General features: G+C 43.9%; 19 protein-coding genes. 9 read left to right on the top strand and 10 right to left on the bottom strand.

The annotated features are described in order from the left end of the window. Nucleotides 1–6 precede the first annotated feature (6 nt). The 8 genes from FKX85_RS11455 to FKX85_RS11490 all read left to right on the top strand — a co-directional run bounded on the left by FKX85_RS11455 (nt 7) and on the right by FKX85_RS11490 (nt 14,304). On the top strand, nt 7–1,581 hold the full coding sequence (locus FKX85_RS11455) for a RagB/SusD family nutrient uptake outer membrane protein (protein WP_141614861.1): 1,575 nt from the start codon (nt 7–9) through the stop codon (nt 1,579–1,581). 66 nt (nt 1,582–1,647) lie between these two features. Beyond that, the gene (locus FKX85_RS11460) at nt 1,648–3,942 is read left to right on the top strand and encodes a family 20 glycosylhydrolase (RefSeq protein WP_141614862.1); all 2,295 of its coding nucleotides are present in this window, start codon (nt 1,648–1,650) and stop codon (nt 3,940–3,942) included. 2 nt (nt 3,943–3,944) lie between these two features. Next, entirely contained in the window at nt 3,945–6,185 is a 2,241-nt protein-coding gene (locus FKX85_RS11465; RefSeq protein WP_168196251.1) for a GH92 family glycosyl hydrolase, read from the top strand. Between the two features lie 786 nt (nt 6,186–6,971). Next, entirely contained in the window at nt 6,972–7,265 is a 294-nt protein-coding gene (gene tnpA, locus FKX85_RS11470) for an IS66 family insertion sequence element accessory protein TnpA (protein WP_141614863.1), read from the top strand. A gap of 8 nt (nt 7,266–7,273) precedes the next feature. Further along, nucleotides 7,274–7,612 carry an IS66 family insertion sequence element accessory protein TnpB gene (gene tnpB, locus FKX85_RS11475; protein ID WP_168196252.1) on the top strand — a complete coding sequence of 113 codons (339 nt, stop codon included), beginning with the start codon at nt 7,274–7,276 and terminating at the stop codon, nt 7,610–7,612. Between the two features lie 76 nt (nt 7,613–7,688). Next, nucleotides 7,689–9,188, top strand: coding sequence for an IS66 family transposase (gene tnpC, locus FKX85_RS11480; protein ID WP_141614865.1), 1,500 nt, complete (start codon nt 7,689–7,691; stop codon nt 9,186–9,188). A gap of 357 nt (nt 9,189–9,545) precedes the next feature. Further along, nucleotides 9,546–12,668, top strand: coding sequence for a SusC/RagA family TonB-linked outer membrane protein (locus FKX85_RS11485; RefSeq protein ID WP_141614866.1), 3,123 nt, complete (start codon nt 9,546–9,548; stop codon nt 12,666–12,668). Between the two features lie 46 nt (nt 12,669–12,714). Further along, nucleotides 12,715–14,304, top strand: a complete 1,590-nt coding sequence (locus tag FKX85_RS11490; protein ID WP_229239589.1) for a RagB/SusD family nutrient uptake outer membrane protein — start codon at nt 12,715–12,717, stop codon at nt 14,302–14,304. Between the two features lie 103 nt (nt 14,305–14,407). Here the strand turns inward: FKX85_RS11490 and FKX85_RS11495 are convergent, their stop codons facing one another. The 9 genes from FKX85_RS11495 to FKX85_RS11535 all read right to left on the bottom strand — a co-directional run bounded on the left by FKX85_RS11495 (nt 14,408) and on the right by FKX85_RS11535 (nt 24,698). After that, nucleotides 14,408–14,929, bottom strand: a complete 522-nt coding sequence (locus tag FKX85_RS11495; protein ID WP_141614868.1) for a hypothetical protein — start codon at nt 14,927–14,929, stop codon at nt 14,408–14,410. A gap of 679 nt (nt 14,930–15,608) precedes the next feature. Continuing rightward, nucleotides 15,609–16,007, bottom strand: a complete 399-nt coding sequence (locus FKX85_RS11500; protein WP_141614869.1) for a PIN domain-containing protein — start codon at nt 16,005–16,007, stop codon at nt 15,609–15,611. Beyond that, nucleotides 16,004–16,210, bottom strand: coding sequence for a DUF2191 domain-containing protein (locus FKX85_RS11505; RefSeq protein ID WP_141614870.1), 207 nt, complete (start codon nt 16,208–16,210; stop codon nt 16,004–16,006). The genes FKX85_RS11500 and FKX85_RS11505 overlap by 4 nt, the downstream gene beginning before the upstream one ends. A 129-nt stretch (nt 16,211–16,339) precedes the next feature. Next, the gene (locus FKX85_RS11510) at nt 16,340–16,939 is read right to left on the bottom strand and encodes a ribonuclease HII (RefSeq protein ID WP_141616776.1); all 600 of its coding nucleotides are present in this window, start codon (nt 16,937–16,939) and stop codon (nt 16,340–16,342) included. Continuing rightward, the gene (locus tag FKX85_RS11515) at nt 16,914–19,586 is read right to left on the bottom strand and encodes an MGH1-like glycoside hydrolase domain-containing protein (RefSeq protein ID WP_141614871.1); all 2,673 of its coding nucleotides are present in this window, start codon (nt 19,584–19,586) and stop codon (nt 16,914–16,916) included. Before FKX85_RS11515 ends, FKX85_RS11510 begins: the two co-directional genes overlap by 26 nt. 154 nt (nt 19,587–19,740) lie before the next feature. After that, a complete protein-coding gene (locus FKX85_RS11520; protein ID WP_141614872.1) occupies nt 19,741–20,874 on the bottom strand; it encodes a glycosyltransferase family protein in 1,134 nt (377 codons plus the stop codon). A 2-nt stretch (nt 20,875–20,876) separates the two neighbouring features. Further along, nucleotides 20,877–21,734, bottom strand: coding sequence for a UDP-2,3-diacylglucosamine diphosphatase (locus FKX85_RS11525; protein WP_141614873.1), 858 nt, complete (start codon nt 21,732–21,734; stop codon nt 20,877–20,879). 248 nt (nt 21,735–21,982) lie between these two features. Then, a complete protein-coding gene (locus FKX85_RS11530) occupies nt 21,983–23,326 on the bottom strand; it encodes a sensor histidine kinase (protein ID WP_141614874.1) in 1,344 nt (447 codons plus the stop codon). Then, nucleotides 23,316–24,698, bottom strand: coding sequence for a sigma-54-dependent transcriptional regulator (locus tag FKX85_RS11535; protein WP_141614875.1), 1,383 nt, complete (start codon nt 24,696–24,698; stop codon nt 23,316–23,318). Before FKX85_RS11535 ends, FKX85_RS11530 begins: the two co-directional genes overlap by 11 nt. A 228-nt stretch (nt 24,699–24,926) precedes the next feature. On the opposite strand from FKX85_RS11535, the gene FKX85_RS11540 reads away from it, so the two are divergent. Then, nucleotides 24,927–25,355, top strand: a complete 429-nt coding sequence (locus FKX85_RS11540; protein WP_141614876.1) for an FKBP-type peptidyl-prolyl cis-trans isomerase — start codon at nt 24,927–24,929, stop codon at nt 25,353–25,355. Between the two features lie 788 nt (nt 25,356–26,143). Here FKX85_RS11540 and FKX85_RS21660 read toward each other — a convergent pair. Then, nucleotides 26,144–26,329 carry a hypothetical protein gene (locus FKX85_RS21660; protein WP_229239591.1) on the bottom strand — a complete coding sequence of 62 codons (186 nt, stop codon included), beginning with the start codon at nt 26,327–26,329 and terminating at the stop codon, nt 26,144–26,146. Between the last annotated feature and the right edge of the window lie 193 nt (nt 26,330–26,522).

Consider the following 26,522-nt stretch of genomic DNA (forward strand, 5'->3'; position numbering starts at 1 on the left):
AGACCTATGAAAATATACATAACAGCATTATTATTTGCCACGTTGCTACTAGGTACTTCATGTAGTGACTTCTTGGACAGACAGCCATTGGATGAGGTGTCCAGTGGGAATTATTGGGCGACCCCGGATGATGGGGTAAAGGCAGTGAACAACTGCTATAGATATCTCGGCGACAGCTGGTACAGGATTTTCCTTTCTGCTGCCACAGATGATAGCTACTCTTGGAGTAATTGGCCCGCGGATGTTCAGTTTGTGGGCAATGGCAGTGCTACCAGTAGCCAGAGTTATTTCAGCCACTTCTGGACCCAGCATTACAATACTATTGCTGCAGCCAATAACGTCCTGGACAATATCGATGAGATTCCATCGATGGACGAGGATTTGCGAGAACGGCTTAAAGCAGAAGCCAAGGTCATCCGTGCCTATGCTTATCAGCAATTGGTAGGGTATTTTGGCGACGTGCCTTTGGTGACTTATATCCAGCCCATTGAGGAGTTCAACGTTTCCAGAACCCCTAAGGAAGAAGTGGTGGATTTTATCGTGCAGGAATTGGAAGCAGCCAGTGAAGTTTTGCCGGAAAGCTATTCCGGAGATGATGTGGGCAGGGTAACCAAGGGAGCAGCCTTGGCTTTGGAAGCCAGGACACTGCTGTATGCTGAGCGATGGGCTGAAGCGGCACAAGCTGCTACAGCGGTGATGGAGCTGAATTATACCATTGATGAGGACTATCTGAGTCTTTTTGACGGCACCAACACTGACAGCCCTGAAATTATCTTGGCTGCGCAATATATCAAAAACACTTATCCTACCGCCAGTGCCACGTGGCTGGGAGCGCCTTCATTGGGCGGATGGGGGCAAGTGATACCGCTGAACAGTTTGGTGGAGACCTACGAATGTACCGATGGTTTGCCTATTGATGAATCTCCACTCTATGATGCTGAAAATCCTTATGAGAATCGGGATCCACGATTGGGAATGACAATCATCCTACCAGGTACTGTAGTCAATGGTGTTACCATCGATGTCACCCAACCCAACTCCATTGACCGTTTGGGACAAAACAATGCATCCTATTCCGGTTACTATTATAGAAAAGGTGTGCCTGCTGATATTGAAGGTAACTGGGACAGCAACTCCTACAATGATGAAGTATTGATCCGATATGCAGAAGTCTTGCTGATCTATGCGGAAGCAAAGACACAGTTGGGAGAGATCGATCAGTCTGTTTATGATGCCATCAACGAGATCAGGGGACGTGTAGGTGTAGAGATGTCTGCTGTGACATCATCCACCGCTCCTTCGCAGGATGCACTGATGGAGGTGATCATGAGAGAGAGAAGGGTGGAATTTGCGCTGGAAGAACACCGATTATTTGATATCAGAAGATGGGAGATCGCAGAAGAGGTAATGCCGGGAACGGCATTGGGAATCTTCAATGATTTTGATGAGAGCCGTGGTGATTTTGGTGAGCATGTTCGTGTGGAAGAGCGCCAATTTGACCCGGAAAGGGATTACCTATGGGCCATCCCGGTAAATGAAATAGAAATCAATCCTAATTTGGAGCAAAATCCCAATTGGTAATTGGCGAAAAGGGTTTGTTGCTGTAAATTGCAATAAACCCTTTTTATTTTAGTATCGATAAATGACATGATAAAAAAAATTAATTTACTTTGGGGGCTTTTGCTGGTATGTTTTGGCTCTTTTGCACAGTCTTCCATGGCTGTTAATGAAAAATTTCCAATAATTCCGTTTCCTGTACATTTGGAAGCAGGGCAGGGTGACTTTGAATTGAATGCTTCCACTGCGGTAGTGGTGAAAGGGGGCAAGTTAGACCTATCCAATGAAGTGGTGTTTCTCAGAGAACTTATAGCAGCCCAGAACCTGGAAGCCAATGCTGTCCAAGAAGGAGAAATAGTATTGGCCTATTCGGATGAGCTGGATCATGGAGAAGGATACCGTTTGGAAATCACGCCAGCACAATTGATGATACAAGCAAACACCAATGCAGGGTTCTTTATGGGAATCCAGACCTTGGGGCAATTGTTTCCTGTTCGGCTGCAAGATGCTTCTCCTGGGCAAATATCCCTTCCAGCGGTAAGGATAGAGGATGCTCCGAAGTATAACTGGAGAGGGATGCACATTGATGTAGCCCGTCATTTTTTTACCAAGGAATACATCAAGAAATTTATCGATCGGCTTTCGCGATATCACTTCAACAAGCTGCACATGCACTTGACAGATGACCAAGGCTGGCGACTGGAGATCAAGCAGCTTCCTAAGCTTACAGAAGTAGGTGCTTGGAGAACATTTAACAAGCATGACTCCATCTGCTGGGAACGTGCCAAAACTAATCCGGATATGGAGATCGATTCCTGGAATATCAAGGAAGTGGATGGTAAGGAAGTATATGGTGGTTTTTATACCCAGGAAGATATAAAGGAAATCATCGCCTATGCAGCAGCTCGACATATAGAGGTGATTCCTGAAATAGACATGCCCGGCCATATGAGTGCTGCGGTAAGAGCATATCCTTATTTGACCGGAGACCAAAAAACAGACTGGGGCGAGTTGTTCAGCAGTCCGCTAAACCCATGTCAGGAAAGTACCTATGCGTTTGCCGAAACAGTGCTGGATGAAGTAATGGCCTTGTTTCCGAGTGAATATGTTCATATCGGAGCAGATGAGGTGGATAGGGAGTTTTGGGAAACCTCTATGTGCAGGCAGTGGATGGAAGATAATGGCATCGAAGATGTGGATAAACTACAGAGTTTCTTTGTTAACCATATGGAAGCTTATGTAAAGTCCAAAGGCAAGCAGCTCATTGTTTGGGATGATGCTTTGGCCGGTGGAATTAGCGCTACAGCTCATGTAATGTATTGGCGAAGTTGGGTAAAAGATGCTCCTTTTCAAGCCGTAGAAAACGGTAATGAGGTCATTATGAGTCCCGTAGGTGGAGGCCTTTATTTTGACTATGCACCTGATAAAAGCTCGCTGCGCAAGGTATATACCGTGGATATAGTCCCTGAGGGATTTACAGCTGCCCAAGCCGACCAGGTGATCGGTGGCCAGGCCAATATATGGACAGAGTATATTCCTTCTGAAGCACGCGCAGATTATATGTATATGCCGAGGATGACGGCTTTGGCAGAGCGTGTGTGGTCTGATCCCCATGATTTTGAAGGATATTTAACGCGTCTTAATGCACATTACGCTTGGATGCAGCAGCAGGAGATCAATTATCGTTTACCCGATTTGAGCGGTATTGCTGACATGAACATGTTTGTAGGGAAGGGGGCCCTTGATGTTTCCGCACCAGTAGACTTCCTGACGATCCATTATACCAGTGACGGCTCCGAGCCCCAAATGGACGATCCACTACTGGACAAGCCGCTAAGAGTGAAAAAGGATACGGATTTTAAAGTAGCGGCTTTTGGTCCTTCAGGAAATCGAGGGGATGTGTATGAGGTGCCGTTTAAGAAAACCACATATCTGAAGGGTGGGAGAGTGAAAAATGCGCAGCAGGGACTGCAGGTGGCTTTTCATAAAGGGACCTTTAAACAGACGGCCTTAATGGAGGGGCATGAAGCAGATGCTATGCGTGAGATTGATGAGTTGGAGATTCCCAAGGATTTGGGCACGGGGTCTTTTGGAATGGAGTTTACAGGTTATATCCATATTCCAGAGAAGGGAATTTATGACTTTATCCTGACCAGTGACGATGGCAGTAAACTGTACATCGGTGATCGGGTAGTGGTGGACAATGACGGCTTTCACTCTACCAGGGAAGTAAGCGGGCAAGTGGCCCTTAAAGCAGGCTATCATCCATTTAAATTGGATTTCATCGAAGGAGGTGGAGGCTATACACTCATTTTGGAATATATCGATAAGGATGGAGAGAGAAAGCCAGTTCCTGCTGATTGGTTTAGTATAGAAAGTAAATGAATATGATGAATACTAAGAAATGGATGCACATAGCGATGGTATTTTCCATGACTTACGCCGTGTTTGGATGTGATAAAGAAGAAGGGTATAAACCGGAAACTATTGCTGAGGCTAATCTTGTGCAATTCGTGAATCCCTATATCGGATCAGGAGGTCATGGCCATGTTTTTGTCGGAGCCAATGTGCCATTTGGCGGAGTTCAGCTGGGGCCTGTAAACCTCACGGAAGGGTGGGACTGGTGTTCTGGGTACCATTATTCTGATTCGACCATCATAGGTTTTGCTCATACCCATCTTAGTGGAACCGGCATAGGAGACCTGGGGGATGTTTTGGTTATGCCCATCGTGGGAGATGTGAAAGTGGCCAAAGGCAAACCCGCGCAACCTGAGACTGGTTACTTCTCCTATTTTGATCATGAAAATGAAACGGCAGAGGCGGGTTATTATGGTGTCAAGCTGGACCGATACGATGTCTTTGCAGAATTGACCGCTACTGAGCGAGCCGGTTTTCACCAATATACTTTTCCTGAAAGCAAGGAGTCGAAGTTGTTGTTTAACCTGAAGCAAGGTATAGGCTGGGACGTGCCGACGAAGACCCATATTGAACTGGTGAATGATACCACATTGACGGGGTATCGTTTTTCCAAAGGCTGGGCGAAGGATCAAAAGATATATTTTGCTGCCAAACTGTCCAAGCCAGTGGTTTCATTTGAGGTTTTTGATGAAAATCAACCGAAAGAAGGAAAATCCCTTACAGGGAGACAAGTAAAAGCGCTATTGGGGTTTACTACCTCTGCTGATGAAAAGGTCCTGCTGAAAGTGGGGATATCTCCAGTTAGCGTAGACAATGCCTTGGAAAACCTAAATCAGGAAATTTCCAATTGGGATTTTGATAAGGCAGTGGCAGAAGCCAAAGCCAAGTGGAATCATGAACTGAACAAAATTCAGGTGGAAATGGATGAAGGGGTGGAGATGACAAAATTCTATACAGCTCTGTATCACACCATGATCGCTCCATCGGTTTTCAATGACATCAATGGAGATTATGCGGGTGCCGATGGAAAAGTACGTAATGATACCTCATTTACCAATTTGACGACTTTTTCACTTTGGGATATTTATAGGGGATGCAGTCCACTTTATACCATTTTTCAGCAAGATAGAATGGGGGATATAGTACAGTCTATGCTGAAGATTTATGAGCAGCAGGGCAAGCTTCCCGTTTGGCATTTGGTGGGCAATGAAACCAATACCATGCCCGGTTACAGTGCTGTGCCCATCGTGGTGGATGCCTATCTCAAAGGAATCCCAATGGACGAGGAATTGGCTTACGAAGCTGTAAAAGCGTCGGCCATGCGTGACGACTTAGGACTGGACAAGGTCAAAGAACTTGGTTACATCCCCGCTGATGGTGAAGTGGAAAGTGTATCCAAGGGGCTGGAGTATGCCTTATCAGATTGGTGCATAGCACAGATGGCTAAGGAGCTGGGTAGGCAAGATGACTATGAGTATTATGCCAAAAGAGGGCAAAATTATCGTAATTACTTTGATCCCAAGGTAGGATTTATGAGAGGAAGAATTGGTAAGCATGAGTGGAGGGAGCCTTTCAGCCCGTTTACTTCCATTCACATGAAAGGGGATTTTACAGAAGGTAATGCATGGCAATACACTTGGCTAGTGCCGCAGGATGTCAATGGATTGATCGATCTCCTTGGCGGCAAAGAGGCATTTGTTTCCAAACTGGATTCACTCTTCATCGTGGATGGGGACATGGGAGATGAAGCTTCCAATGACATCACAGGGCTGATAGGGCAGTATGCCCAAGGGAATGAACCGAGCCACCATGTTACTTATATGTATGGTTATGTGGATCAATCGTATAAGACCGCAGAAAAGGTGCGCCATATCCTGAAAGACTTATATGCCAACGCCCCTGATGGCCTGAGTGGAAATGAGGATGTCGGTCAAATGTCCGCTTGGTTGGTACTTTCTTCGTTGGGCTTCTATCCAGTGGAGCCAGCAGGAGGAAAATATGTTTGGGGCAGCCCAACTGTAAACAACGCTGTCATTCGCATGGACAACGGGAAAACGCTACAGCTTACCGTTAACAACAATTCATCAAACAATATCTATATTCAGAAAGTGACCTTTAATGGTCAGCCTTACAGTAAACAATTCCTTATGCACAAGGATATACTGAAGGGAGGGGAATTGGTAGTAGAGATGGGGGATTCCAAGAAATAAGCACGTTAGCTTATTGGAAAGCCAATAAAGACAGGTGGTTAGGGGTACCACCTGTCTTTTTTTTCTATGATTTCAATCAGGAGCTATACCTGTTTAGCTATAATGAATATAAAAGTGTTTAGCGTAGATGCCAATGCATCATTCAGTCTGAAGCTACTGCTATCGATTGCTCAAAAATGAATTAAGGATTGATTTTCTAAACATGTTTAGAAGAAATTAATTTTTGCTTTAAATGACTAATTTATTGGGTTTGGTTTTTATTGAGTTAGCTCGTTTTTTCTTGGTTCTATATGATTTACTTTGGGTAAGAATATTTGCCTTTTAACCTGAGTTCGACCATAAAACCGATATCAATCCGTCATTGCGACAACCGGAGGGAGGAAGCAATTTAGTATTCTTAAGACGGGACTGCTGCGTTCCCGATATCGGGACAGGCTATACTTCCTCGCAGTGACGGGAAAGGACTAGGAAAAGGCCGTGGCAACTCGCCACGGCTCCTTCCCGCAAATCACATCCTACGTCCTGTTTGGCACCAAACAAGCCTGCCTTTGGCACCAGACAGGCCTGCCTTTGGCATCAGACAGGCTCGCAGTGACGGTTTTTAAACTTAGGTTAAAAAGTATCATGAATTTTAGCCGCTTTCATGAATATTGCTTGATCCAAAATACTGCCCTGCATATTTACCCAAAGTATTCCATTTAGAGCCTTTTTCTTTGAGTGGTTAATAAGTATCCATCCGAGCAAGTCCATATTTCCTATCATGTTGCAAAGTGTTAATGTTGCAGGATGAAAAGTTTAAGCAGAGAAGATTACTACGTACTGTATGAGGAATGGAAATCCTCGGGACAGACAAAGGCCAAGTTTGCAGAATCACGGGACCTTTCGCGCAGCACCTTTTATTATTGGGCCAGGAAGATTGGACGGATGGAGGTATCTCCGGGACACGTTGGCTTTGACCTACTGGAGATATCCCCGCGGACTGGCCAAAATCCTGCGGCAAGGATATGTTATCCTTCGGGGGTCGTTTTGGAGTTTTATGGCCTGCCTGATCCAGCGATACTCAGGCAGCTGACCGAGTAATGCTGGCCTTGTCCAACTCGGTCCGGTATTTTCTTTACGGTCAGCCGACCGACATGCGCTTTGGGATCAACTCGCTGGCCGGCCTGGTGCAAAATGAACTTGGGTTTGATCCGATGAACGGGGACATCTTCATCTTCATAGGCAAGCGGTCCAACCAGGTGCGGCTTCTCCAATGGGACAGGGACGGTTTTGCCCTGTATATCAAAAAGCTGGAACAGGGCACTTTTGAGCGGCCCAAGCTTGCGGGAAACATGATCTCGGGCGGTCAGCTGACCCTGCTCTTACAGGGGGTAATGCTCGATTCGGTGAGCTACAGAAGGCGCTATGACAGCTCAAAAAGGGGGTAAAAAAACAATTGTTTTTGACGTAAAAAAACAGCTCCTACATAGCTGTATAGCCACTTTTTTAGCTTATTTTTACGCTATGGAAAACAAGGGAACCGACTACAAAAAACTGTATGAAGAAGCCTTGTTGACCGTGTCCGAAAAAGAAGACGCCATCGCCGACCTACAGTCGGAACTGGACAAACTCCGCAGGTATATTTTTGGCACCAAAAGCGAGAAACGGACGGGCAGTACCGACCAGAACCAGCTGGGGATTTTTGAACTGGGCACCACCAAAGCAGTACAGGAGGAGCTCTCAGAATCGGTATCCGTGCAGGAACAGAAGCCTGCACCGAAGAAAAGGGCCAAGGGTACGGGCCGTATGAGCCTTCCCGAAGAACTTGAAAGAGAAGAGATCGTGATCGAACCGGCCGAATCTACCGAAGGCTGTGTGAGGATCGGTGAGGAGATTACCGAGGTATTGGAGGTTGTTCCTGCCTGTTTCTATGTAAAGCGGTATATACGCCCAAAATATGCCAGGCCAAACGGTGAAGGGATCATCATCGGCACCTTGCCGGACAGGGTAATTGAAAAAGGTATACCTTCCGAATCGGTAATCGCCCAGCTTACTGTCGACAAATATGTCTACGGGATGCCCCTGCACAGGCAGATTGACAAGTACAGTAAAATGGGCGTACGGATACCTGCCTCAAGCGCCTCAGACTGGGTAATGAGAGGTTGGGAACAGCTCAGGCCTCTCTGGGAGCTACTCAGTCTGGTGGTCATCAGTCAAAAGTACCTCCAAGTCGATGAGACCCCGATAAAAGTCCTGGACAGGGACCATAAAAACGGTATCCATAAAGGATACATGTGGCTATACCATGCCCCGGTGGACAGATTGGTGCTCTTTGATTACAGAAAGGGAAGGGACAGATCCGGTCCCAAAGAAATGCTTACTGATTTTAAGGGTATCATCCAGACCGATGGGTGGAAAGTCTATGATTCTCTCTATGGGAACCATCCTGATATCCATTTGACTTTCTGTATGGCCCATGCGCGAAGGTACTTTGTCGATGCGGTCAAGGATTATGCCGAGCAGGCAAACCATGTTCTGGATGAGATACAGCAGCTCTATGCACTCGAACAACGGATGAGGGAAGAAGCCCTGGACTGGGAGGGGCGGACGCGGGAAAGGAAAATCCATGCCGTGCCCGTACTGGAAAGACTTGGGAAGTGGTTGGAGGAAAACCAATACAGGTACAGGCCGGGAAGCCCGCTGGGCAAGGCTATAGACTATGCCCGCTCCAGGTGGGCGGGGTTAAGTGCCTATACGCTTCACGGACAGATGGAGCTGGATAATAATCTTGTGGAAAATGCTGTCCGGCCCTTGGCAATCGGCAGAAAAGCCTTCCTTTTTGCCGGATCGCACCAAGCCGCAGAGATGACCGCAGCCATGTATTCCTTTATGGCCAGCTGCAAAAAGAACAATGTTAACGAGTTTGAATGGCTCAAAGATGTCTTTGAAAGAATACAAAGCCATAAACAAAAAGACCTTTATCAGCTCCTCCCTTCCAACTGGAAGCAGTACCGACCTAAATAAAAAACTTAAATATTCCTAGCTTGACCTATATGGGTTGATCGGATGGATACGTTAATAAAAGATCCGTATCGATTTTTTTAGAAAGGTTTTGGATAGATGGTGGTATGTTTTTCAGCTAAAGAAGTATCGGTGGTACATGTTTTTGTAAACACCTTAAGGTATTTTTAGGAGGAATTATGCTACCATATCATTAAAATATGTGCTTGTAATTTAAAAAGCAGCAAAAATTGACGGTGAAAAAGTAAAAAAACACTTGGTTGTTTTGGATAGCTCCTATTTACTGCCTATAATGCAATCGATTGCGCGCGCAATCGATTGCATTTAACCTTTTTTATAACAATAAACCTCTTAAAAAAAATGGCACAAAGTGTACCAAGAAAGCCACTTCCCAAGTGGCTGGTCGAGATGACCATTCAATCAATGAGATGGGGGCTGGTATTCCTTTTGGGATTAGGCTTATCCATTACAAGTTTTGCACAAGAAGTGATCACTGGGACGGTGGTTGCATCCGATGAAGGAGAGCCTATACCCGGAGCTTCTGTCCTGCTAAAAGGAACCACTACTGGAACCACCACCGATTTTGATGGTAATTACAGCATCTCTGTTCCTGACGGAGAAGCCGTTTTGGTCTTTTCATTTATTGGGTATGAAAAGCAGGAAATCACTGTCGGAAATCGATCTAAGATCGACATTGAGTTAGTGTCCAGCTTAACAGATTTGGAATCTGTGGTCGTGGTAGGTTATGGAACCATGAAAAAATCAGACGTGACAGGAGCCATTGCCGGCGTGGACAGTGACCTGATCACTGAGCGGGGGACTACCAGCCCTGTACAGGCTCTCCAAGGAAGTGTAGCTGGTGTCCAGGTAAGCAATAGCACCGGTCGATTGGGGGATGGCTTTAACATGACGATCAGAGGTAATAACTCCCTGGAAGGTTCCGAACCATTATATGTGGTTGATGGGGTCGTGACTAATAATATCGACTTTTTGAATCCCAATGATATTGCAAAAATAGAAGTGCTGAAAGATGCTTCATCAGCTGCTATTTATGGTTCAAGGGCTGCTGGCGGTGTAGTGATCGTAGAGACCAAAGGCGGGACAGATATCCCTGATGCAACCACCTTTTCCTTTGATACTTTCTATGGGGTAAAAACTCCTGCTAGGCTACCTGAAATGATGAGTCTGGAGCAGTGGAGGGATTATCATATGTCGGCATATCTGGGTACGACCACGAACAGGCCTGACATGACACCAGAAGAATATGAAGATGTCGTATTAGGGCCAAACAATCCAGTTTTGGCAGAACGGTTTAATAATTTGGACGGTTTTGACTGGTATGATGCAGTGCTCAGGAACGGTATGCAGACCAACAATCACTTGACCATTTCCCATAGAAGTGGGGCGTCTACCTATAATATAGGTGTCGGTTACCAAAAAGAAACGGGTACCCTTGAACAAGAAAGCTTGGACAAGTACACGTTTAACATGAATATCAACCAGCACATCAACGACAAATTTATGGCTGGAGCAAATATGGCCCTGTCGCATGGAACCAATCAGCGTGGTAGCGGTAATGCTATGCAGGAAGCTTTTAGGCTAAATCCATTTTTGAGTCCATATGCCATTGATGAAAATGGTGATGAAATAGTAGGAGAGTTATTCCCCCAACCGGGTAAGTTGACTTTTCCAAACGGAGACTGGGCCGCCAACAAAACCAGTACCTACAATCCCCTATTGGAAATTGCTAATTCCAGTGATGATACCAGAAGCCTAAGAGGGGTTGGTAATGCCTATTTGCAGTACGATCCATTGGATTGGTTGAGTTTGAAATCCACCTTCTCTGTTGGCTTTAATAACAATAGAAGAGGACGCTTTTGGGGAGCACAGACCAACACAGGGATCAATAATGGGAACCTGCCTTCTTCTGAAGTCAGTTATTATAACAACATGAACACTACCTGGGACAATCAGTTGAATATTAACAAGTCCGTTAACGACCACACCTTTAACTTTTTAGCCCTTCAAAGTATCTTTGTGGACCGGACAGAAACTGCGAATATGTCGTCTACCCAGCAGCCTTTTGAAACCGAATTTTATAATGTAGGGTCTGGTTTACAAGAGACTTATAACCTTGGAAACTATTTTAGTAAGAGCCAGTTGGCGTCATTTGCCCTTAGGCTGAATTATTCCTATTTGGATAAGTACCTGGTGACCGTTTCCAATAGGTGGGATGGATCATCTTTGCTATCAGAGGGGAATAAATGGCAGGCTTTCCCTTCTGTAGCCCTTGGGTGGAGATTAAACAAGGAGGCCTTTTTGGCCAATTCGTCCACTGTTTCCGACTTGAAGCTTAGATTGGGATATGGCACCGTAGGGAACAATAATGTAGGCCCCTATAGAACAGTGAATGCCTTGACCAACCAAACGTATTATGATTTTAACGGAACCGCCGCAAACGGTTGGACGCAAAATTCCATTGCCAACAAAGCGCTGACCTGGGAAAAAACCAAGGAAATTAACATAGGGGTGGATTTTGGATTTATTATGAATCGTATTACCGGTAGTGTGGATTATTATAATCGCCTTTCTGACAATTTGTTAGTGACCCAAAAGCTCCCTTTGGAGATTGGTTTCAGCGATATTGCTTCCAATGCCGCTTCAGTGCGGAACAAAGGGGTGGAAGTGATGCTGAATACCATTAATGTGGAAAACAGCATGGTGACGTGGTCCACTACATTTACGTTTACCAAAAACACCAATTCCATCGAATCCCTGTACGGACAATCAGAAGTGGATGATGTAGGAAATGGCTGGTTTATAGGAGAGTCAATAGATGCCCACTACAATTTTATCTATGACGGAGTTTGGCAAGCAGGTGAAGATGCTGCTGCCTTTAACCAAACCGAAGGCCAGGCCAAAGCCAGGGATGTAAACAATGATGGGGCAATTAATCCCAATGATGATCGTGTAATCCTTGGTTCATCCAATCCTTCCTGGACGGGAGGTATTATTTCCAATTTACAAGTAGGGAATTTTGATATGAATTTTTCAGTAGCTACACAGCAAGGTGTATTGGCCTACAGTGATTTCCATAGCAATTTCACCAACGTAGGGGATAGAGGACGCCAAAAATTGGCCATACCTAGTTGGTATGTTCCTGAAAATACTAAAGGAATTCCTGCTCAGGTATCCAATGAATACCCTCAGCCAAGAAATGAGGGGCAATATTGGGGTAGCGGAATGGCCTACTATAAAGATGCTTCCTTTGTGAAGATCAATAATATCGGAGTAGGCTATACCCTTCCGGAGACACTGCTTAGTCGGGCCAGCCTTAAGAAGGTGCGGGTTTATGTCAATGTACTAAATCCCTTCACGTTTACGGACTATGATGGATGGGATCCTGAGTGGGCACAGGCCAGCTTGGGAATAGGACGTGTAAGTACGATCACGACGCAGTTTGGTTTGAGTGTTAAGTTTTAATCTGAAGAATTGAAGAACAATGAAGAAGATAAATTCAATTTTCGCAATGATCTTTCTGCTAGCAGCTACAGGCTGCGCAGAATTTCTGGAAGAAGATAATAAGTCCAATGTGATCGCAGAGGATTTTTATGAAACTGCCGAGGGCTATGAAGCCTTGATCAATGCCAATTATTCGGCACTTCGTGATATTTATGGGGATGATCCATGGATGTTTGTATGTGGTACAGATCTTTACCAGGAAGGAAGGGACCGCCCTCCGCAGGGACTCAGTAAGTATTTTGAACTAAACAGTTCCTCATCGGGAGTGGATTTCCTGTACGTAAATTGTTATAAAGCCATTCAGTTGGCCAATTCAGCCATTCATTATGCCGATATCACCGAGCAGACAGGTGTTACCACCCAGTATTTGGGAGAAGCCAGGTTTTTAAGGGCCAATGCCTATTTTCTATTGGTTCAGTCATATGGCGGTGTCGGTATGATCACCGAATATGTAGATGAGCCTATTTTGCAGTTTGATCGATCCAGTGCGGAAGAGGTGTATACCTTCATTATTTCAGAATTGGAGGGTGCTATGGGTCAAGTGTCTTCGGGATCTTATGATGGACATGTAAACCAGCGGGCCGTAGAAAACCTACTGGCCAAAGTGCATCTGACCAGGGGCTATGAGGATTTTGGAACTGCTGATGATTTCTCCAAAGCAGCTGCTTATGCCGATAATGTGATCAACGGCCAAGACCTTAACCTTACCTCTGAGGAACTGTGGCTGCCAGATAATGACATGAATGAGGAGGTGATTTTCTCGGTACAATGGAGTGCCGGATCGATCAGTGCTGATCCTACTGGAATTGGCAATAAGCAGCAAAGCTATTTTGGGCCCTATATGGGAGGTTCTGAAGTAGCTGGTGACGCACCATATAAAAGCTATACTACGTTACCTAACCGATTTGCCCTCGATCTTTATGAAGAGGGAGATGAACGGTGGTATTCTACCTTTATGACTGAAGTGTTTGTAAGGTACTATGATTACTTTGATGTAGATGATCACAGTTCCCTGATGGTGGAGGATTTCTACGAGCCCAGATGGTTTACGGCCCAGGACAGCATCGATTATGTCAATGCTCATCCGGGCGTCGAATACCATTCCTACGGCACGACCGACCCAAATGGTGGAGCCATTTCCCTGGACCGGGCTACCATGATCGTCAAAAAGTTTGATGATCCTAATTCCCTGTTTGGTGGAGCGACCAGTACACGGGACTTTATCGTGTCCAGATTGGGGGAAACGTATTTAGTGGCTGCTGAGGCTTATCTGCAAGCAGGCGATCCATCCACAGGATTAGATCGACTTAATGTGGTCAGGGAAAGAGCTGGAGTGGCTGACGCTGCCCTTGGTGAATTTAATATCGACTATATTTTGGATGAAAGGGCCAGAGAGCTGTTGGGAGAGTACCACAGGTGGTTTGACCTGAAGAGAACGGGTAAATTGGTAGAAAGAGCTTCTGCTCACAATAGCTGGATTACTCCTTCTAATTTTGAAGGAACAAACGGTAATCTGAAAATATTGAGGCCAATTCCGCAAAATGCCATAGACCTTAATCAAAACAAGGATTTTCCTCAAAACCCTGCTTATGAGTAAGGAGATCGAAAGGACTTGCCATTACCGGTTTTTAGAAAACGGTAAAACGGATATATGAAAAGAGGTCGGCCATTAATGGCCGACCTCTTTCTTTATCGTCCTCCTAACGGTACCTAATTCCAAAATTAAAAGGGGAAAGTTTTGATTGTTGGGTGAGTAGTATGCCAGACTTGAAGTAAATACCCAGTTCTTCCGAAAATTTGAAATTAAGTCCCATGTTCAATTCCCCCAATGCAGTTCCGCTGCCATTATTATACTGGTTCCACAAGTGACTATGCCCTAATTTTAAATTCAAGATAGGGCTCAATTTTGAGGTTAAAAACACGTACTCAAAATCCCTAAAAACGAATATTCCTTTAATGCCTTCAAAATTCAAGTACCCTAAACCAGTATATGGTTTCTCACGATAGCTTATACCATTTGTCAGACGGAATGCCAGACTGTTCTTGTCTTTCAGATAGTATCCCATCCAGCTAGGACCAGGGTCTACATTAATGGTGTTGTTCTTGAAACTCATATATCCTGTTTCTACTTTGAAGAAATAGTTTACTTGACAATATCCTGTAGCATAAGTTAAAAGTAGCAATGTAGCAGTGGCGAATAGACAGATGGCAGATCTCTTCATAAAAAGAATGAGCAGTGAATAAACCAAAAAGATAAATTGATCCTATAATATGATTATACGCTTTTCTGCCAGTTTGAGAATATTCAGCAAACTGCCTTATATCAATTAATGATTGACATAAAAAAAATCGTGGAAATCCGTGGACTTTCTTCTAATGAATTTGATTACTTGCACAATTCAGTATAATCACATCCTATAATCTACTGTTTTGGCAGCCAAAAAGGAATGATAAGAAATTACTATCGTCCGACTAAATTTCAAATATGATCAAAAACTGTCTTTAAACAGAAATTGGAGGGTTTTTATTCCAATCCCTAAAATAATCCCCATCCCCTAAAGGGGAGCTTTAGAAAGTCACCTTTAGGGGATTTAGGGATCAAAACAGTTGATTTTTTTAATTTGACGATTGTTTTCTCGGACTCCAGTAATAAAAAATACCTAAATAACTTTCTTATGGATTTAAGGATGGTGAGAAATATATTTATAACATTGTTGACACTAAACATCAGGTTATGCTGGAGCTTAGCCTCAGTACTGATATGTGTTGAGCTCTCTACTCAATAAAATGAGCATGCACGTTTAACGGGTAATATCCTTTTGGGTTAAATAATAATTATAGGCAAAGTCCAACCAAAATCCTAGTCTCTTTGTGACTAGAAAAAGGAAAATTGCCAGCAGGTCACCCAAAATATTGATCAGTACTGAAAATCATATCATACCCGACAAATCTTCTGATCTTTTCGTCCAAGGTCCATATTTTCAGGTTGTATGTTTTGGCGCATAGGATAATGATCGAATCGATAAGCCCTACTCCATATTGGACCAACTTATTTTCTTGGGAGTAAATACCCGCGCCGAAGGTCAATCCCGGATAATCCAGGAGTTTCATATTGCTAAAAAATTCCGTGATGAAGTTGACTTCTTTTTCATGCTTGGCTCCTTGCGCCAGCTCCGCAAAAATAACTTCAAGGCTAAAGGCATTGCCTTCTTCAATGAGTTGGAGCCCTGGTTTGATGAAATCCGGATTGCCCCGGAAATATTCGATCCAAACCGATGTGTCTACCAGGACCCCGTTCATTTGCGGTTTTGTTCACGCAGATGATCTGCACCATAGGAAAATTCCAAAGGCTCATTCACAAGCTGCGAAGAGAGATGTTGAATTTTACGCTTGGAGAGGTAATCTTTAATGGCTACTTTAAGTCCCTCAGTGATGGTCTTTGCCCCAGTTTCTTTGATCAGTTCTTCGATCATTCCATCTTCGATAATGGCGGTAATTTTCATAATTGTACTATTTAATTCATGAAAATATACGATTCACTATCGTATGATCCAATATTTTGATTCGTTTTATCTTGTTAACTGGTTCTTTTTTAGTTGGTTACGGTGGTTTTTAGAGGCTGGTTGGTACTATTAAAATCCGATTTCCAGTTGGTCGGGAAGGAGTTTGAAGGATTTGCGGTGCAGTGGGGTAGGACCTAGCTTTTGGATCCCTGCGCGATGCTGTTTGGTAGGATAGCCCACGTTTTTCTCCCAGCCATATCCCGGAAACTCTTTGGCATGGGCTGTCATTAGTTGGTCACGATGGACTTTGGCCAATATGGATGCAGCCGCTATGCTGGCATATTTTCCATCCCCTTTTACGATACAGTCAAATGGGGTTTTGAGCTCGCTCTTGAAGCGGTTTCCATCAATTAATAAATGCTCAGGCTCGACAGCAAGTGCCTGTATAGACCTGGTCATGGCCAAAAATGAAGCGTTTAGGATATTGATTTCATCGATTTCTTGCACAGATGATTCGGCCACCGCCCATGCGATGGCCTTCTCCTTGATTTCATTTACTAGGTTTTCCCTATTGGTTTTGCTGAGCTTTTTGGAATCATTGATGAGGGCGTGGGCAAAGTCATTGGGCAGAATCACGGCAGCAGCCACTACAGGTCCGCATAGGCAGCCTCTGCCTACTTCATCACACCCTGCTTCCAATCGATCAGCTTCTAAATAAGGTGACAGCATCATCGATTACTTTTTCTTCTCTTGGGTAATATTTGTGGATCATTTCTGCCACCAGGCCAGTCCATCCGGTTTGGTGGGAGGCACCGAGGCCTTTCCCGTTGTCACCATGAAAATACTCATAGAACAGTAGGTGATCTCTAAAGTGAGGGTCGTTTTGCATCTTTTCGTTATCCCCAAAAACCGGTCTTTTACCTTCTTTGTTTCGCATGAAAATTTTAATGTTTCGCAATGAAAGTTCTTTGGCTATGATGTCCAGTGTGACAAATCGGCCAGATCCAGTTGGGTATTCGATAGGAAAATCTCCACCATAGTAATAATTGAATTTCTTTAAGGATTCCATAATCAGCCAGTTGATGGGGAACCATATTGGGCCTCGCCAATTGGAATTACCGCCAAACATGCGTGTATTGGACTCTCCGGGAGTGTATTCCACGGTGTGTTTTTCCCCGTTCAGCTTCATGGAATAAGGATGGTCTTTATGGTATTTGGATACAGAGCGAATCCCATAATCAGAGAGAAACTCTTCTGAATCCAATAACTTTTTGAGCAAGCTCTTCATGCGATGACCTCTCAGGAGGGAGAACAGGTGTCTTTTGTCTTTGCCGGGCTCGATCCAGTTAGAGACCAGTGATGCCAGTTTTGGTTTTTCTTTGAGGAAGAAATCCAGTCGTTTTTTGAATTCAGTAAGGTTCTCATACATTTCTTCCTTAATGGGCTCGACAGCAAAAAGAGGGATGATTCCCACAATAGACTTTACCTTCATCCGCATGGGAGCCGTGTCATCGATGTGCAGCACATCATAAAAGAAATTGTCCTCATCATCCCACAGACTGATGTTTTCGCCGGAAATATTGTTCATAGCACCGGCGATATAAAGGAAGTGTTCCAGGAATTTGGTAGCGGTATATTGATAGACTTTGTTGAATTCACATAGGTCCAGCGAAATCCTCAAAAGATTAAGCGAAAACATGGCCATCCAGGAAGTGGCGTCAGCTTGCTCCAGCCGGCCACCAAATTTATCAACATGGCTTCGGTCAAATAGGCTGACATTATCCAGTCCCAAAAAACCTCCCTCAAAGATGTTTTGCCCATCGCTGTCTTTTTGGTTTACCCACCAGGTGAAGTTGAGCATCAACTTGTGCATGGCCCGTTCCAAAAATTCCTGATCGCCTTTGCCACCGTTCATTTTCTTGTCCATTTGGTAGACGCGGTGCACTGCATAAGCGTGGATCGGTGGGTTCACATCGTTAAAATTCCACTCGTATGCTGGGATTTGGCCATTGGGGTGCATGTACCATTCGCTTAGCAGCAAAAGGAGTTGTTCTTTGGCAAATTCCGCATCAAGCCTCGCCAATGGGATGCAATGGAATGCCAAATCCCAGGCGGCATACCAAGGGTATTCCCACTTGTCCGGCATGGAGATAATATCGTAATTTTGAAGGTGTCGCCAGTTATTGTTTCTGCCCTTTTTACGTTCTGATGGAGGCATGTAGCGCCCAGGGTCTCCTTCCAGCCAGCGTTCCACATTATAGTAATAGAACTGTTTTCCCCACATCATTCCTGCGTAAGCCTGCCGTTGGATACTGCGGAGCTCCTCATCTGTAACATGTCCTTGGAGGTCGAGGTAAAACTCATCTGTTTCCTGTAGACGCTTTTCAATGATGCTATCACAATCCTTGATATCTACAACAGTATTTTTATGGGCCATGCGAAAGGCCACTGTATGCGAGTTTCCAGCAGGAATCGTGATTTTATAAACTGCTGCAGCTTTGGTGCCGAAATGTGCGGGATTTAGGTGGTCCGTTTCACCATATACAACAAAGTCATTGATGGCATCCTTCAGGAATTCCTTTTGGTTTTCAATGTCGTATACCTTTTTCCTATTGGTTTCGTTGTCACAAAACAAGAGCTCAGGCTCCCCATCGAAATGGAAATGGTAGTTGCCCAATTTTTGATTGGAGGCAAGAATCCTATTGCTGCCACTCTTACTCAGTTTAGGTAAAAATGGCTCGTGTCCCGTGAACCAGGTTTTTCGGAACCAGATGGTGGGCATTACCCATATTTCGGCATCTTCCTTACCCCTGTTATGAATGGTGGCTTTGGCTACGATATCTTCGTTGTCTTCTTTCGCATACTCCATAAAAATGTCGAAGTAGGCATCGTCGTCAAAAGTCCCCGTATCTATAAGTTCATATTCGGGGTCATGTTTGCCTCTTTTGGCATTTACATCCACGAGTTCTTGGTAGGGAAATTCTTGCTGAGGATACTTGTAAAGCATCTTCATATAACTGTGAGTAGGCGTGGCGTCTAAATAATAGTAGAGCTCTTTTACATCTTCGCCATGGTTTCCTTGGTTTCCAGTGAGGCCAAAGAGCCTTTCTTTGATCATGGGGTCTTTGCCGTTCCAAAAGGCCCATGCCATGCATAGCTTTTGCTTGTTGTCACTGAACCCACCGATACCTTCTTCTCCCCAACGATAAGCCTTGCTACGGGCATTTTCGTGGGTTACATTTTCCCAGGCAGCACCATCAGGACTATAATCTTCCCTAACAGTTCCCCATTGCCTTTCCGTAAGGTAAGGCCCCCACTTTTTCCAATGCTTTATTCTGTCGGTGTCTTCTTTAAGTCTTGTTCTCTCTATATTCATAGATTCATCTTCAAAGCTAAAACCCGAATTTACGAGTTTTATTAAAAACTATATCTGTGGAGTGGTTAAGCTTTTACGAAGAAAATGAATTTTTTATAAAAATCGATTTCCATTTATTTGGCCGAAATGAATGAGGTGAAATACAGCCACTGATTCAGACGTTTGCCGAGTGTTTTGGAAACGTTACAGGCGAATTATGCTGCCAGTTATTTTGGGATGATAAAATTTCCGTTAGCTTTTTTCCCAATTCCTTTTCCCAATCTACAAAATTGGAAGGGGTATTGTTGGCAGTTTTTAAAAAAATATCAAATTTTTTGAAATCAAACTCGTTATGTGTGATTCCTGCATGGGCAGCCATGGCGTCGAGTGCATTGCATGCTTGCTCATACTGTCCTGACACCGGCACCATCATGACGGGTTTGCCGAAGTACATGGCTTCGCAGATGGATTCAAATCCCGCTGTACTGAGCAATCCCCGACAAGCGGCCATTTTCTCTAGATAGAGTTGGTCATCGATCTGGTGAAACGTAAGATTGTGCGTTGGGAAATAGGGAGAGGGCATGTTCTTTTTGTCCCAGAAAGCCTCAATTTTAATATCAGGATGTTTTTTGCTGAATGCTATAACCTCTTCCGCATAGCCTGAATTCACCATATAGGTAAGGATAAAATCACCTGATGATGGCTGTAGCTGCTTTAACTGTGGACGAAGAAGGGGAGGGAGTACCATCATATTACTTTGTGATGATGGCGGTAGGTTTCGGAAAGATAGGGCTAGGTACTTCTGTGCACCAAGGGCGGTAACCTTGGTGTTAAGCTTAAACAGTGCTTTTTGGAGGGGCGCATCAGGGGCAAAAGGAAAATCAGGATGCATTATAAGGTACTGGTGGCCGATCGTCCAAAAAGAGGCCTTTGGGCGGTAAATGAAATTATATATGCCAGCCAAGAGGTCGTAAAAATTAAGGATGATGTCTGGTTTACTGGTTTTGACCACTTGGTCAATCAGCCTTAAACTGCCTGAAAATCGTCCCATCCTAAAAAGATTATGCTGAATGGTCTTGCCAATATTGATGGATTTTTCTTTTTTGTCAGCCACAAAGTTGGGACTTTCAAATTGGACTAGCTTCGTTTTCAGGCCTTTCCTCACAAAATCGGGAAGGGCTCGACGGCTGCTTTTACCGATCAGTACTTCAGATACTGTGTGGCCTTGACTGGTCAGCATTTCAAATAATGCCAGTGCCTGCGTCATGTGCCCACGACCTTCACCCTGTACGATAAAGATAAACTTCATGATCAAAAACGGAATGGCGGCAGTTCCAGATCGTCGTTGGGCTTCTGGAAGGATACCGCAGCATAGGATTCTTTTTCGTGTATTGGAATGATTTTGCTGTCATCCACACTGCCTTTTGCAAAATCAATCTCATTGTAATAGATCAGTTGCCAGTTGCCTTCATAGTCCTCTGCCAGGGCACTCATCGTTTCCACCCAATCACCGGAATTAAGGTATTCGATTCCGTCGATGATTCTGGATTCGGCTTTGTGGATGTGGCCACAGATGATCCCATCACAGCCTTTTGTTTTGGCCATGATCGCCAGTTCTTTTTCGTATTTGTCTATATATGAAACGGCTGATTTTACCTTGCCCTTCACGTATTGGGATAATGAATAGTAGGGAAGGCCTTTTTTTCTTCTGTAATGGTTGATTTGACGGTTTAGCCAGAGTAAAAAGGTGTAGCCAATATCACCCAGATAGGCTATCCAGCGGAGATTTGTGGTAATGCTGTCAAAAACATCCCCATGAAGGATATAGTATTTTTTTCCGCAAGATTCGTACATCATGTCCTTCTGGATGGACAGGTTTCCGACTTTCAAAGGTAAAATCTGATCAAGAAAATCATCATGATTTCCCCTGAGATAGTATACCTTTGTGTTATCGTTATCGATCATCTTAAGAATTCTGTTAAAGAAACGAGTGTGCTTTCGCTTCCATACCCCGGATTTCTTAAGCTGCCAACCGTCTATGATATCACCATTTAAGATGAGATTTTCACAGCGGTATTTTTTAAGAAACCGAACGACCTCTTTAGCTTTGGATCCCTTTGTCCCCAAATGGATATCCGAAATAACGATAGTTTTGAATTGTGTCTTCAATAGCTTACTTGTTTTGGAAGCAAGGTATAAAGTAGGAATTAATTGATGATGAATGACTTATTATTAAAATGCGATGTTTTTAGAGAGGGTTGTATTTTCTTGTGAAATAAATGTTACCTAAATGTTAAAAACCTAGTTTACAGTAGGTTTGGTGATGTAGGTGTGGCTGAGAGTGGTTAGTGATATGATTTTACCAAGGGAGAGGAGTTAGGTTAAGGATTGTTTACCAAGCGTTGATATATCCCGTTTTAGGCGTTAAAGATGAGCTTAAAAGTCGTTCCATTGCCAACGGTCGATTTTACTTGGATATTCCCCTTATGTCTCCTCATGATTTGCTTGGAGAGACTTAGGCCGATACCCGAACCTTTCTTTTTGGTCGTGAAGAATGGAATGAAAATCTTGTTGAGGGCCTCTTCTTCGATTCCCTTTCCGGAATCAGATATTTCGATGATAATCTTTCCTGCTTCATCAATGAAAGCATGTAGGCTGATATTTTTGATTTCAGCTTCTTCTACAGCATGAATGGCGTTTTGTATGATATTGATCAGCACTTGTTCGATGAGTGAGCTGTCAGCAAAAAGCAGCAAGTCTTTGGGCTCAATTCTCTTTTCACAGCGAATATTGTGCAGCTCGATCTGGTGATGGAAGAGAACGGCCAACTGGTCAAACAACTCTTGGAGGCTAATGGCAGAAAACTTGGGCACGGGGATGTGGGCGAGGCTTCGGAAGTCACTTACAAAGTCAATTAATCCTTCACTGCGCTTTTCGATGGTTGAGATTCCCATCAGGTAATCTTCAACCTCTGCCACAGGTACAGCTTGGTCTTTTTCCACCTGGGACTGAATGTCACTTTTTATGGTGGATGCCAAAGACGAAATGGGTGCAATGCTGTTCATGATCTCATGGGTGAGTACACGTACCAGGTTTTGCCAGGCTTCCATTTCTTTTTCTTCCAGTTCACTTTGGATGTTTTGGAGGGACACCAGCTTGAATTTTACCCCCCGCAGTACAAGTTCAATGACATAGACGGACAGCTGCATGATCCCATCCTGGTGAGCGATTTTGATCAGCTCACTCCCTCCAGTCCTAAGGGTCTGAATAGCATTATGAAGTTCTTTGTTGACTTGGTCGATTTCCTGGATATTGCCCAGGTGGTCGATATTGAGCATGCGCTTGGCAGCGGTATTGAGTATCTGAATTCTGCCATCTTCCTCAAAGGTGATCAGCCCAATGCTCAAGTGCTGGAATACGGATCTAAAGTACTGGTAATTGGCTTCTTTTTCGGCTTGGTCTTCTTTTAATTTGGCCAGAATGGCATTGAACTCGATATGGAGATCATCGGTTTCGGTACCGTCAAATTTCACCGGGTAGACGGTAGAATAGTTGTTTTGCTTAATATTATCAAGGAATTGGCGTACTTTCTTAAAGCTGCTCTCGGCGTAGTTGACCAGGAAAATCAGTTGTGCAATGACGAGAATGATAAACAGTGATGTGACAAACACCCCAGCACTGTTTAGGATCGCGTAAGAAAGTATAAAGAGCGTCAAGGTGAGCAATGCCACCCTGCCGAGTAAACCAATTTTATAATCCATATTTTTCCAATCTTCTGTACAGGGATGCCCTGGTCAGTCCGAGTTCTTTAGCTGCTTTGGAGATGTTTCCTCCATTTTTATCGATGGCTTTTTGAATCACATTTTTTTCGACTTCGTCCAGGTTTAAGGTGCCATTGCTTTTTACTTTTTCTGCCGTTGGTTTGGATGAAAGGAAAAAGAAATCCCTGCTGTCCAGTTCATTGCCTTCCGCCATGATGATGGCCCTTTCTATGGCATGTTGAAGTTCACGGATATTGCCCGGCCAGCTGTAGTTTTGGAGCAGTTGGATGGCGGCAGATTTGAACCCTGTGAAATCCTTGCGATATTTTTTTGCATAGATTTTCAGGAAATGGTTGGCCAATAAGGGAATATCATCATGCCTTTCCCGAAGGGGGGGGAGAAATATCTCTACAGTATTGACCCGGTATAGTAAATCCTGACGGAAGGTATTTTCCATTACCATATCATGGACTTTCATGTTGGTAGCACTGATCAGCCTGATATCTACAGGAATGGATTTATTGGTGCCAATACGGGTAACTTCTCTCTTTTGGAGGACGGTAAGGAGCTTGGACTGGAGCGGCATGCTGAGATTGCCGATCTCATCAAGGAACAACGTTCCCTTGTCAGCCACTTCGAAACGACCTGCACGGTCTTCTTTGGCGTCGGTAAAGGCTCCTCTTTTATGACCAAAGAGCTCACTTTCAAATAAGGTCTCCGTAATGGCTCCCATATCTACCCCCACAAATATCTCGTCTCTTCTGAGTGACCGGTCATGGATCGCCCTGGCGATAAGTTCCTTTCCTGTACCATTTTCTCCCAAAATCAATACATTGGCATCTGTCTGGGCCACTTTATCGATGATGGAGAAAATATTTTTCATGGAAGAACTCTGCCCAATGATCTCCGAAAAGGGCTTTTTCATATCCGCTTGGAGCTGCCGGGATTTTTGGGAGATGTTGTCCACTTGGTCGTAGCTCTCCTTCAGTCTGCTGGCAGCACTTAGCGTGGCCAATAGTTTTTCGTTTTGCCATGGCTTGAGAATGAAGTCCGTAGCCCCTTCCTTGAGTGCCTGGACGGCCATTTCCACATCCCCAAAGGCCGTGATAAGGATGACCACAGCCTTTGGGTCAATTTCTTTGATTTGCTTGAGCCAATGGAATCCTTCTTTTCCTGAGGTGGTATCCTCTGTGAAATTCATGTCCAGAAGGATTACGTCGTAATTATTGTTATTGACTAAAAAGGGAATCCTTCGAGGATCTTTTTCTATGGTGACTTCTTTCGCATATTTTTTTAACAGCATCTTTGCTGCAAATAGGAGATCTTCATTATCATCAACGATCAATATTTTGCCTAAGCTAGTGTCTTCCATTGGAGTGTATATTTTTGTTTTGCAATATGCCTTGGCTTTTGCTGAAATGGTGCCATCTTTATAAATGCCTAATTTAGCGAAATTAAATAGGTTTTTGGATTTTTTGATGTACGAAAATGAACAAAAATAGATCGTTTTTGAACGGTTTTTAAATCAACCCAGTGATTCTTTTTTATCCCTTCTAAAAAGTATTACCTTTAGCGTTATTCACAAAAAAAGAAATAATAAATGTCTGTAGCAACTAAAGGAAGTACCGTAAAAGTACATTACACTGGTAAGTTAAAAGACGGAACAGTATTCGACTCTTCAGAAAACAGAGAGCCACTTCAGTTTACATTAGGCGATGGAAATATGATCAAAGGTTTTGATACTGCTGTTAGCGGAATGGAAGTGGGACAGGATAAGAGCATCACCATCCCATGTGCTGAAGCTTATGGTGACAAAAGAGATGATATGATGATCGATGTGCCTGCGGAGCAAGTGCCTGCAGACATTAAGCCGGAAGTGGGTATGGATCTTTCTATCCAGAACCAACAAGGTCAGCCTGTACCTGTAAAAGTGATACATGTTGATGAGCAAAAGATCACTTTGGATGCCAATCACCCATTAGCAGGTGAAGATTTGGTGTTTGATATCAAATTGGTAGAAGTAGACTAAGAAAGCGATTTCTTAAGATTAAAAATTGAAAGCCCGGTTTATCCGGGCTTTTTTTTGGTTCTTTTTTGACCTGAAGCTAAAAAGGGACCAAGCAATATTTCTGGGAAATGAGAGATTTCCACGTGGTTTTTGTAAGCATATTTCTCTTTAATTTAGCAATAGGAATTGAGTGCTCCAGCATAAAAAAAATCAGCGCAAATCTTATTAATCTGCACCATCTGCGTGCTATCGAAACCGATCCTAATCCCCCAACTTTTTCACTTGACCCCGAAAAAGGAAGGTTCTATATGATTTACTATGGGTAAACTGAGCGCTAGCGGGCTATGGAGATCGAAGCATCGCGTGGACGGATGAATTTGGGTGCCCATGCTCCTGATGCAGTCGATAATGATATATATTTTCCTTGCCAATGGTCAGTACCTACGGCACTGTTAGGATGCTGTATCCAATTTCTGTTACCAAGCTGATGCTCTTAACGGAGCATCCCTGCTTACACTTCTGTCGGCTAAAATAGTGAGAAGGGAGTCCTGGCCAATGCCGCTGGGCATTTAAGCCTGGTATAATCAGGTTGCCTTGAGAGGGCTTTGTGCGGTAGGAGCAAAACTATTCCCCTGATCTATCCGCACAAGTGGGACAGTCCCGTGGATAATTTACCCACAGTAAATCATTTAGAAACAAAAAACATAGTCCTATCCCTAACTTTTCTACTTTATCCGTGTTGATATTTTATTTACCTTTCTAAGGTGCTGTCGCTCTTATGGTCAGAAGGAGTGCTGGAACTGGCGACATCAGGCTTTTTGACACCTTGAGGATTGGCATAGATGCTTTTCGTTTTGTTGTATTTGGAGTTTTCCTACCTCTACTACAAACAATTCGCTGCTGATGTGCGAAAAATCATAGGTCTTCTGCTTACCATCTTTGGGTTTTATCGTATCCTCCATGATCAAGTTTCCGATGATATCAAATATCTTCACAGAGGTATTGTTCTGAACATCATCTTGCAGGATAATCTTGAATTTTTTTGATCCTGTAGACTTTAGGTTGAAGTCTACATCGGGCTTGTTCAGGTTTTTTGGGAAAAGTAATATTGTTTTTCCGATTTCTTGAGGAAATTTTGGGCATAAAATTCCCTGACCGTACCAGATAATACCAGTAGTGCCGTGGTCA

It is taken from the genome of Echinicola soli (assembly GCF_006575665.1).
Taxonomy (GTDB): domain Bacteria; phylum Bacteroidota; class Bacteroidia; order Cytophagales; family Cyclobacteriaceae; genus Echinicola; species Echinicola soli.

What these genes read in the sequence shown, in the direction of transcription:
- FKX85_RS11460 (WP_141614862.1), top strand. Translation starts at nt 1,648, where the DNA reads ATGATAAAAAAAATTAATTTACTTTGGGGGCTTTTGCTGGTATGTTTT.
- tnpA (WP_141614863.1), top strand. Translation starts at nt 6,972, where the DNA reads ATGAAAAGTTTAAGCAGAGAAGATTACTACGTACTGTATGAGGAATGG.
- FKX85_RS11535 (WP_141614875.1), bottom strand. Translation starts at nt 24,698, where the DNA reads ATGGAAGACACTAGCTTAGGCAAAATATTGATCGTTGATGATAATGAA.
- tnpC (WP_141614865.1), top strand. Translation starts at nt 7,689, where the DNA reads ATGGAAAACAAGGGAACCGACTACAAAAAACTGTATGAAGAAGCCTTG.
- FKX85_RS11495 (WP_141614868.1), bottom strand. Translation starts at nt 14,929, where the DNA reads ATGAAGAGATCTGCCATCTGTCTATTCGCCACTGCTACATTGCTACTT.
- FKX85_RS11510 (WP_141616776.1), bottom strand. Translation starts at nt 16,939, where the DNA reads ATGCTGTCACCTTATTTAGAAGCTGATCGATTGGAAGCAGGGTGTGAT.
- FKX85_RS11505 (WP_141614870.1), bottom strand. Translation starts at nt 16,210, where the DNA reads ATGAAAATTACCGCCATTATCGAAGATGGAATGATCGAAGAACTGATC.
- FKX85_RS11455 (WP_141614861.1), top strand. Translation starts at nt 7, where the DNA reads ATGAAAATATACATAACAGCATTATTATTTGCCACGTTGCTACTAGGT.
- FKX85_RS11530 (WP_141614874.1), bottom strand. Translation starts at nt 23,326, where the DNA reads ATGGATTATAAAATTGGTTTACTCGGCAGGGTGGCATTGCTCACCTTG.
- FKX85_RS11540 (WP_141614876.1), top strand. Translation starts at nt 24,927, where the DNA reads ATGTCTGTAGCAACTAAAGGAAGTACCGTAAAAGTACATTACACTGGT.
- FKX85_RS11465 (WP_168196251.1), top strand. Translation starts at nt 3,945, where the DNA reads ATGATGAATACTAAGAAATGGATGCACATAGCGATGGTATTTTCCATG.
- FKX85_RS11520 (WP_141614872.1), bottom strand. Translation starts at nt 20,874, where the DNA reads ATGAAGTTTATCTTTATCGTACAGGGTGAAGGTCGTGGGCACATGACG.
- FKX85_RS11485 (WP_141614866.1), top strand. Translation starts at nt 9,546, where the DNA reads ATGGCACAAAGTGTACCAAGAAAGCCACTTCCCAAGTGGCTGGTCGAG.
- FKX85_RS11515 (WP_141614871.1), bottom strand. Translation starts at nt 19,586, where the DNA reads ATGAATATAGAGAGAACAAGACTTAAAGAAGACACCGACAGAATAAAG.
- FKX85_RS11490 (WP_229239589.1), top strand. Translation starts at nt 12,715, where the DNA reads ATGATCTTTCTGCTAGCAGCTACAGGCTGCGCAGAATTTCTGGAAGAA.
- FKX85_RS11500 (WP_141614869.1), bottom strand. Translation starts at nt 16,007, where the DNA reads ATGAACGGGGTCCTGGTAGACACATCGGTTTGGATCGAATATTTCCGG.